The sequence below is a fragment of the Mesorhizobium sp. ES1-1 genome (assembly GCF_020164785.1).
Lineage (GTDB): Bacteria > Pseudomonadota > Alphaproteobacteria > Rhizobiales > Rhizobiaceae > Mesorhizobium.
This window is the reverse complement of the sequence record NZ_JAIUGX010000015.1, coordinates 121,812-129,724: the sequence shown is the minus strand read 5'-3', so window position 1 is coordinate 129,724 and position 7,913 is coordinate 121,812. Positions and strand designations below refer to the sequence as shown.

The window sequence follows — 7,913 nt, the reverse complement described above, 5'->3', positions numbered from 1 at the left end:
TTTTTTTTTTTCTGTGGGGGTTTGGGGGGCGGCCTTATTGGGTTGGGGGGGGGCCGTCGCCGGTCAGGAGGCGACCGGCGTTCGGCACCGGGAGGAGCCTACTTGATATAACCGCCTTCGGTCATGGTGGCCGTGGCGGCATCCTGCGCCTGCTTCAGCGCGTCATCGACGCTGGACTGGCCGGCGAGCGCCGCCGAGAACAGCTGCCCCACTGTGGTGCCGAGGCCCTGGAACTCAGGAATGGCGACGAACTGCACGCCGACATAGGGCACCGGCTTGACGGTCGGATGCGTCGGGTCGGCGGCATTGATCGAGTCCAGCGTCATCTTGGCGAAGGGAGCCGCCTTCTGGTACTCGGCGTTGGCGTAGAGCGAGGAACGCGTGCCCGGAGGCACGTTGGCCCAGCCCTCCTTGGAAGCGACCAGTTCGGCATAATGCTTGCTGGTCGCCCAAGAGACGAACTTCTGCGCCGCGTCGGCTTTCTGGGTTCCAGCCGGAATGGCCAGCGACCAAGCCCACAGCCAGTTGCCGCGCTTGCCAAGGCCATTGTCGGGCGCCAGGGCATAGCCGACCTTGTCGGCGACCGTCGAGTTCTTCGGATCGGAAACGAAGGACGCCGCCACGGTGGCGTCGATCCACATGCCGCACTTGCCCTGCTGGAACAGCGCCAGATTCTCGTTGAAACCGTTGGACGAGGCGCCTTCCGGGCCGTCGGCCTTCATCATGTCGACGTAGAACTGCAGCGTTTTCTTCCATTCCGGCTGGTCGAACTGCGGCTTCCAGTTCTCGTCGAACCAGCGTGCGCCGAAGGAATTAGACATCGCGGTCAGGAACGCCATGTTCTCGCCCCAGCCGGCCTTGCCGCGCAGGCACACGCCGTTCACGCCATTGGCGCGATCGGTCATCTTGTCGGCGGCCTCCTTGATGAAGTCCCAGGTCGGCGCGTCGGGCATCTTCAGCCCGGCCTTCTCGATCAAGTCCTTGCGGTACATGACGAAGGAGCTTTCGCCGTAAAACGGTGCGGCGTAGAGCTTGCCGTCCACCGACAGACCGCCAGCGATGGCCGGGATGATGTCCTTGGCGTCGTAGTCGTCGCCCAGCTTGTCGAGCGGCAACAGCCAGCTCTGCTTGGCCCAGATCGGAACCTCGTAGGTGCCGATCGTCATCACGTCATACTGGCCGCCCTTGGTGGCGATGTCGGTGGTGACGCGCTCGCGCAGCACGTTTTCTTCGAGCGTCACCCAATTCAGCTGGATGTCGGGGTTCGCCTTGGTGAAGTCGTCGGTCAGCTTTTGCATGCGGACCATATCGCCATTGTTGACGGTGGCGATGGTGATGGATTCGGCCTGTGCGGCAAAAGCGAGAGCGCTGGCCGACAACAAGCCCAGGGTGAGCGTGCGCAGTTTCATCAAATTCCTCCCATGAACCAAGATGAGCATTTGCCTTGGCTCTGGGCAATTACTCATTTGAGGTGAATTATGTCAAGCCGGATTCGATGCTGCATCGCAGCACCCGGCGCTGGGCCGTGAGCAGCCCGCGTGAGTAAGGGGGACGGCTTACGCCGTCTTCCTGAACCCTTCAGATGAGAAGGAGCGCTTCGCATCGCGCATTCGAACGTCTTCAGCCGGCGATCTCGGCCAGCAGCCAGTCGCGGAAAGCGCGGATCTTCGGGACGTTGCGGCGCGCCTGCGGGTAGACCAGCCAATAGGCGTGGCCGTCGTCGCCCACCAGGTCAAAGGGTTGGATAAGGCGGCCTTCGGCCAGTTCCGCCTTGAACAGCGCTCGGGTCAGGATCGCCACGCCGTGACCGGCTATGGCGGCATTGGCCTCATAGGCCTGTGCCCCCATGCTGCTGCCGGGTCGCTCGGCAAGGTCGTGCGAATGGACGCCGGCCGCCCCGAACCATTGCCTCCACCAGATATCGCCGGGATCCAGGATCGGCAGCCGCAGCAGATCGGCTGGCTCCCTGACGCCGCCGATGCTGGCCGCCAGTCTCGGGCTCAGCATCGGCGTGAAGTCGGCATCGAGCAGCCTGTGCGCCTCGAGGCCCGGCCATTTGCCGGCGCCCGAACGGATGGCGAGGTCAACATCCTCGCGGGCGAAGTCGGTCAGCCGGCTCGACGTCTCCAGCCGCACGGCAAGCGCTGGATGGGCGATCTGGAACGAGCCCAGATGGTGCGCAAGCCAGTTGGAGGCAAAGGTCAGCACCGTTGTGATGCTCAGCAGCCCGTCGGCACCGCCGCGTGCCGCGGCATAGGCCTGGCCAAGAATGCCGAAGGCCTCGGTGACGGCAGGCGCAAGCCTTTGTCCGGGCTCGGTCAGTGCGATCTGCCGCGGCTGACGCAGGAACAGCGGCGCGCCGACGCGCTCCTCGAGCACTTTGATCTGATAGCTGACCGCCGCCTGCGTCATGCCCAACTCCTCGGCGGCCTTGGTGAAGGAGAGATGCCGCGCCACGGCCTCGAACACCCTGATCGCTTGCAGCGGCGGCAGCTGGGAAACCTGTCGCGAGGCGAGGTCCGGCATAAAGCCTCCTTATGGGTCCTTATCGACGTTCAATTGGCAAGGACGGCCGCCAAGGCCGACATTCCATATCGACCCATCAGTAGGGTTTAGGATAACGGAGGACTTCGATCATGGCCACGGCACGGCAAGAATACATTTCCAGCCCCGAGCATCGCTGGTTCTCATGGCTCGCGGACGGTTTCCGATGGTTCGCGCCACGGAGACGGGCGCATCTCGACATCAGGGACTTGTCGCCGCATCTGCTGCGTGACCTGGGTTTCCTCGATGGCAATGACCCGTGTGGGCGGCGGCGATAACTTGCCCGGCTTATCGCGATCCGGGTCTTGGACAAACACGTGTTCGGCGTCATGCGCCGTCCAGCAGGGCCGTCGCCGTGCGCTCGTCCGTAATCAGCCCATTGACCAGCCGCCGGTTCACTGCCGCCATGATGCCCGGCAGTTTGCGCTCGCCCATTGCCAGCGCGATGACCAGCGACTTCTCGCGTGACGGCAGCGAGGCCGATGACACGCGGTCGTTGGTGATGCCCTCGATCATGCGGCCTTCGCGATCGAACACCCAGCCGACGATTTCGGCGATGCCGCCTGCCTTCTGCAGCGCCTTCAATTCACTTTCGGAAACGAAGCCGTCCTCGTAGAGCGGCGCTCTGGGCCCGAGGTCGCCTATGCCGATGAAGGTGACATCGGCCTCGGCGGCCAGCGCCAGAGTTGGCTGGATCATCGGCTGGTTGAGCAGCATCTCTCGCTCCTCGGCCGATGAGGCGATGACCGGCAGCGGCATCGGGAAGGACCGCGCCTTGACCCTGTCGGCCATGGTGAAGATGACGTTGTAGAAGGCGGCCGAGCCGTCGGGGGAGATGTTGCCGGTCAACGACACCACCTTATGCTGAGGGCATTCCATCGGCGGCAGCTGCTCGATCGCCGCTTTCAGCGTGCGTCCGGTGCCGATCGCCATCACGATCGGGGTCGGTGACCGCAATCGCCGCTCGATCTCGGCGGCGGCGGCCTCGGCGATGCCGATCGTGGTCGAGGACGAGTTGGGGTCGCTTGGCACGACTTCGACCAGATCGAGCGCGAAACGCGATTTCAGCCGGGCGGCCAGATCGAGGCAGTTGGCGATCGGATGGTCGACGCGGACCTTGATCAGACCTTCAGACACCGCCAGCGACACCAGCCGCTGCGCCGTCTGGCGCGAGATGCCGAGCGTCGCCGCGATCTGGTCCTGTGTGTTGCCGGCAACATAATAAAGCCAGCCGGCGCGCGCCGCATCGTCCAGCCTGTTGTTGCCGCCATCCTGCCGGACACTCACGCTCTTTTCTCCCGCAAACCGACGTCATTTCGGCGGTCCGTGCCAATGTTGCAGGGAACAGCCGGCTGCGCAATTGTCAAGCCTGAGGGCAATTGCTTGAGGCGCCAGCCGGCTCGTACACAAATTCCTGCCAGCATGGAGTGATCCGCTTCGGTGGAAAGCACCGGTCATGGTCCTGATGAATGTTACGCTCTACCGTCCCCGAGGTTTATCTCTCCGGACAAACCCTTTAAGGGATCGCCAAAAGGAGCCTTTCATGACGCCGAAAGCGGTTTTCTGGGATATGGACGGCACGCTGGTCGACAGCGAGCCGCTGCACGAAGCAGCGCTGGTGGCCGCCATGCGCAATGTCGGCTTGGTGCCGCCCGCCGACCTTCACGAGCGGGTGCTCGGCGTCGCCGCCTGGCCAGTCTATGAAATGATGCGCGACGAGTTCGGGCTCGACCTGCCGTTCGATGACTGGATCATCCGCAAATACGAGCATTACCTGCCCTTGGTGGAGGGGCTACAGCCACGTCCGGGAGCGATCGAAATCTTCAACGAATTGCGGGCAAGAGGTGTGCAGCAAGCGGTGGTGTCGAATTCGGACCGGATGATCGTCGACGCCAATTTGCGCATGGTCGGCCTGACCTATCCCGGCATGATGACCATCAGCCGCAACGACGTGCGCGACGGCAAGCCGCATGCCGAGCCGTTCCTGCGCGCCGCCTATCTGGCCGAAGTCGATCCTGCGCACGCGGTCGCCGTCGACGACTCCTGGCCGGGCGCCCTGGCGGGGTTGGCTGCGGGAATGAAGACCATCTTCTGGCCGGAAAAGCCGATGGAAGGCCCTGCAGGCGCCATCGTCATCAACAGCGCCGAGGAATTGCGCCGAGAAGTCGGACTTTAACCTTCAGTTCCGGTAAGCCGGCTCCTGTTCATCGAGGATCGCCTTCAACTCGCTGAGATGGCGCTCGGCCTGGCCGGGATAGTCGTCCATTTCGCTGGCCGTCTTCTCGGCGATGGCGTCCGAGAGCGTGCGCAGCGGCCGGCCTGTCCACAGCGCCTTGATGTAGGTCTCGGCGGCGCGCTCGAAATAGAACATGCGGTTGAAGGCGTCGGCGACCGTGTCGCCGATGACCAGCACGCCGTGATTGCCCATCACCATCACCTTGACCTTGGGATCGGTAAGAAGCTGCGAGCAACGCTCGCCCTCTTCCTCGAAGGCCAGCCCGCCATAATGCGCGTCGACGACATGGCGATTGAAGAACATGGCCGAGTTCTGGTCGATCGGCGGCAATGTCGAATCCGCGAGCGAAGCCAGCACCGTGGCGTGAATGGAATGCACATGCATGACGCAGCGCGCATGCGGCACGTTGCGATGGATGGCGCCGTGCAGGCCCCAGGCCGTCGGGTCCGGCGCGTTCGGGCCGGACAGCGTGTCCGGATCGTTGGCATCGATCAGCAGGAGGTCGCTCGCCTTGATGCGCGAGAAATGCACCTGGTTGGGGTTCATCAGGAACCGCGTGCCATCGTCGTTGACGGCCAGCGAGAAATGATTGGCCACCGCCTCGTGCATGTTGAGCCGCGCCGTCCAGCGGAAGGCGCAGGCAAGATCGACGCGCTCTTCGTAAAAGGGCAGGTTGGTCAGCGGTTCCTTTTGCAGGCGGGCAAGGCTCATCGAACAATCCTCCGGTTATGGGCAGAATGCCGCGACACTGGCTCCGCCGCAACGGGTTTTGGTTGGTGCAGGGACTCTGCTGACGTCAGGCCGCGGTGCTGGTGGCAGTGCCAGCCCTCAGCCCGCCATGCTCGACGATGAAGTCGATGACCTCGTGCAGCCCCTTGCCACGCGACAAATCGGTGAAGCCGAACGGCCGCTTGCCGCGCATGCGCGCGGCATCGCTCTCCATCACATCGAGATTGACGTTCACATAGGGCGCGAGATCGCTCTTGTTGATGATGAGGAAGTCCGAGCGGGTGATCGCCGGGCCACCCTTGCGAGGGATCTCCTCGCCCTGGCAGACCGAGATGACATAGAGCGTCAGGTCGGCAAGATCGGGGGAGAAGGTGGCGGCGAGGTTGTCGCCGCCGGATTCTATGAAGACGATGTCGAGATCGGGGAATCTCCTGTTCATCTCGGCGATCGCCTGCAGGTTGATCGAGGCGTCTTCGCGGATGGCGGTATGCGGGCAGCCTCCGGTTTCGACCCCCATGATGCGATCCTCGGGCAGCGCCTGCAGCCGCGCCAGCATCATGGCGTCTTCCTTGGTGTAGATGTCATTGGTCACCACAGCGATCGAGAACTCGTCGCGCAACGCCTTGCAGAGTTTTTCGGTCAGCGTCGTCTTTCCCGAGCCGACGGGACCGCCGATGCCGATGCGCAACGGGCCGTTTTTCTGTGTCATGCCGGAAACTCCGTGATGGCTAGGAGGATATAGCCGAGCCCGATCAACAGGCAGAGCGGCGAATAATAACGAACATCGAGCCGGGCGAAAGGTTGTTCCGGGGCCAGCCGTCGCCACCACGGCGTGAAGCCGGCAATGCCACGCCCCAGGAACACCAGTCCGATGAGCAGCGCGGTGGCAGCGAGGCCTTCCGGGGCGAAGGGAGAGGCAAACAAGCCAATCAGCGCCAGCGGCCACAGCGTCGCCAGGCACAGGCAGGCGGCGACAGCGAAACTGGCGAAGGGTGTCGGCATCTCATCGACACTGCGAAACCCGACGACGGCGTGGGCACAAGAGGTCCGGTCCCGACCCGGCCAGACGCCGCCGATGCCCCAGTAGACATGCAGAGCCGTTATCACCAGCAGCACGAAGGACAGGGCAAAGGCGAGCACGGTCATGAACGGAACAACCGCGAATATTGGGTTTCGTGCTTCATCGCCATGACATCGGAGACGAAGGCGCAGCCGCCGAGATCGTCCAATGTCGAGCGGGCGGCGCGGACCGCGGTCGACAACGCCAGTGGCTCGAAGCCGGCAAGCAGGGATGTGGCGTCGCGCTGGCCAACCACGCCGAGCCTGATGGAAGCCTGGACGAGGTTGGAGAAGAAGGCTTGCAGGAAAGCGGACAACGCGTCGCGGAGCGCGATGCCGTTGCCGCCGGCAATGGCGCCGACTGCAACGCAATAGGCGCATTCGACCGGCAATCGCGCCAGCACCGTGCTGGGCCAGGCCGACGCCGCCTGGAGAAAGGCGGCCCCTTGCAGCATGGTCTCGGCATGGCGTTCGCGCGAGCCGGCCAACGCCTCGCCGAGCGCTGCCACCTCGCCGAGGTCGCCGGAGCCGCTCGCGCGGCGCCAGCTTTCGGCGAACAGCACCGCATCGTTCCAGCCCGAGCCCATCTCGATCAACGTCTCCAGCCAGGCGGCAAGGCTCGCGGCATTGTCGACAAACCCGTCATGCACTGCGCGTTCGAGGCCGTGGCTGTAGGAAAAGCCTCCGACCGGAAAGGACGGCGACAGCCAGGCCATCAGCCGCAAGAGCGCGATGTTGGAAGGCTGATCAGTCATGATCGTGGTGATGGCCGGCATGGCTGTGCGAATGGGAATCGCTGTGCGCATGGGAGTGTGCCTCGACATGCGCGTGCGAATGCGCTTCCGCGTGGCCGTGGCTATGTCCGCCCTGGCCGGAATAGGCGCCACGCACCGGCCTGAACGGTTCGGACACGTCGGTGACCGTGGCGCCCAACCCCTCCAGCATCGCCTTTATGACGTGGTCGCGCAGGATGAGGATGCGTCCGGCCTCGATGCCTGCCGCGAGATGCCGGTTGCCGATATGCCAGGCAAGCTCGGCCAGGTGCACGGCATCGCGGGCGCGGATGTCGTAGACCTCTTCCGCCGCCGCGATGATCTCGATATGGCGCCCATCCTCGAGCACCAGCCGGTCACCGTCGTTCAGGGCGACAGGTTCGGGAATATCGACCAGCACCTTGCTGCCGTCCGACAGGTCGATGGCGCGGCGGCGCAGATGTCGTTCGTCATGAGCGAGTACGGCATGTGCGCACGGCTCTCCAGTCTTCGCTTCGCTGGCCGACAGGACGGAGATAGCACGCGGGAATTTGGTGAAGTCGGTCTTGATGTCGAGCTTCATCGAAAGATCC

9 protein-coding genes are annotated in these 7,913 nt (G+C 63.9%); 1 reads left to right on the top strand and 8 read right to left on the bottom strand.

Going from position 1 to position 7,913, the window contains the following annotated elements:
• Window positions 1-98 precede the first annotated feature (98 nt).
• From LB513_RS23110 to LB513_RS23095, 3 genes are all read right to left on the bottom strand, one after another.
• Window positions 99-1,409, bottom strand: coding sequence for an ABC transporter substrate-binding protein (locus LB513_RS23110; protein ID WP_224665792.1), 1,311 nt, complete (start codon window positions 1,407-1,409; stop codon window positions 99-101).
• Between the two features lie 211 nt (window positions 1,410-1,620).
• A complete protein-coding gene (gcvA, locus tag LB513_RS23105; RefSeq protein WP_224665791.1) occupies window positions 1,621-2,526 on the bottom strand; it encodes a transcriptional regulator GcvA in 906 nt (301 codons plus the stop codon).
• 345 nt (window positions 2,527-2,871) lie between these two features.
• On the bottom strand, window positions 2,872-3,831 hold the full coding sequence (locus tag LB513_RS23095; RefSeq protein ID WP_224665789.1) for a sugar-binding transcriptional regulator: 960 nt from the start codon (window positions 3,829-3,831) through the stop codon (window positions 2,872-2,874).
• Window positions 3,832-4,087: 256 nt separating this feature from the next.
• On the opposite strand from LB513_RS23095, the gene LB513_RS23090 reads away from it, so the two are divergent.
• A complete protein-coding gene (locus tag LB513_RS23090) occupies window positions 4,088-4,720 on the top strand; it encodes an HAD family hydrolase (protein WP_224665788.1) in 633 nt (210 codons plus the stop codon).
• Window positions 4,721-4,723: 3 nt separating this feature from the next.
• Here the strand turns inward: LB513_RS23090 and LB513_RS23085 are convergent, their stop codons facing one another.
• From LB513_RS23085 to ureE, 5 genes are all read right to left on the bottom strand, one after another.
• Window positions 4,724-5,491 carry a class II aldolase and adducin N-terminal domain-containing protein gene (locus tag LB513_RS23085; RefSeq protein ID WP_224665787.1) on the bottom strand — a complete coding sequence of 256 codons (768 nt, stop codon included), beginning with the start codon at window positions 5,489-5,491 and terminating at the stop codon, window positions 4,724-4,726.
• Window positions 5,492-5,576: 85 nt separating this feature from the next.
• The gene (gene ureG / locus LB513_RS23080) at window positions 5,577-6,218 is read right to left on the bottom strand and encodes an urease accessory protein UreG (protein WP_224665786.1); all 642 of its coding nucleotides are present in this window, start codon (window positions 6,216-6,218) and stop codon (window positions 5,577-5,579) included.
• A complete protein-coding gene (locus tag LB513_RS23075) occupies window positions 6,215-6,655 on the bottom strand; it encodes a DUF3995 domain-containing protein (protein ID WP_224665785.1) in 441 nt (146 codons plus the stop codon). Before LB513_RS23075 ends, ureG begins: the two co-directional genes overlap by 4 nt.
• Window positions 6,652-7,323 carry an urease accessory protein UreF gene (locus tag LB513_RS23070; RefSeq protein ID WP_224665797.1) on the bottom strand — a complete coding sequence of 224 codons (672 nt, stop codon included), beginning with the start codon at window positions 7,321-7,323 and terminating at the stop codon, window positions 6,652-6,654. The genes LB513_RS23075 and LB513_RS23070 overlap by 4 nt, the downstream gene beginning before the upstream one ends.
• Window positions 7,316-7,903, bottom strand: a complete 588-nt coding sequence (gene ureE / locus LB513_RS23065; protein ID WP_224665784.1) for an urease accessory protein UreE — start codon at window positions 7,901-7,903, stop codon at window positions 7,316-7,318. The genes LB513_RS23070 and ureE overlap by 8 nt, the downstream gene beginning before the upstream one ends.
• Window positions 7,904-7,913 lie beyond the last annotated feature (10 nt).

What these genes read in the sequence shown, in the direction of transcription:
- LB513_RS23110 (WP_224665792.1), bottom strand. Translation starts at nt 1,409, where the DNA reads ATGAAACTGCGCACGCTCACCCTGGGCTTGTTGTCGGCCAGCGCTCTC.
- gcvA (WP_224665791.1), bottom strand. Translation starts at nt 2,526, where the DNA reads ATGCCGGACCTCGCCTCGCGACAGGTTTCCCAGCTGCCGCCGCTGCAA.
- LB513_RS23090 (WP_224665788.1), top strand. Translation starts at nt 4,088, where the DNA reads ATGACGCCGAAAGCGGTTTTCTGGGATATGGACGGCACGCTGGTCGAC.
- LB513_RS23085 (WP_224665787.1), bottom strand. Translation starts at nt 5,491, where the DNA reads ATGAGCCTTGCCCGCCTGCAAAAGGAACCGCTGACCAACCTGCCCTTT.
- ureG (WP_224665786.1), bottom strand. Translation starts at nt 6,218, where the DNA reads ATGACACAGAAAAACGGCCCGTTGCGCATCGGCATCGGCGGTCCCGTC.
- LB513_RS23075 (WP_224665785.1), bottom strand. Translation starts at nt 6,655, where the DNA reads ATGACCGTGCTCGCCTTTGCCCTGTCCTTCGTGCTGCTGGTGATAACG.
- LB513_RS23070 (WP_224665797.1), bottom strand. Translation starts at nt 7,323, where the DNA reads ATGACTGATCAGCCTTCCAACATCGCGCTCTTGCGGCTGATGGCCTGG.
- ureE (WP_224665784.1), bottom strand. Translation starts at nt 7,903, where the DNA reads ATGAAGCTCGACATCAAGACCGACTTCACCAAATTCCCGCGTGCTATC.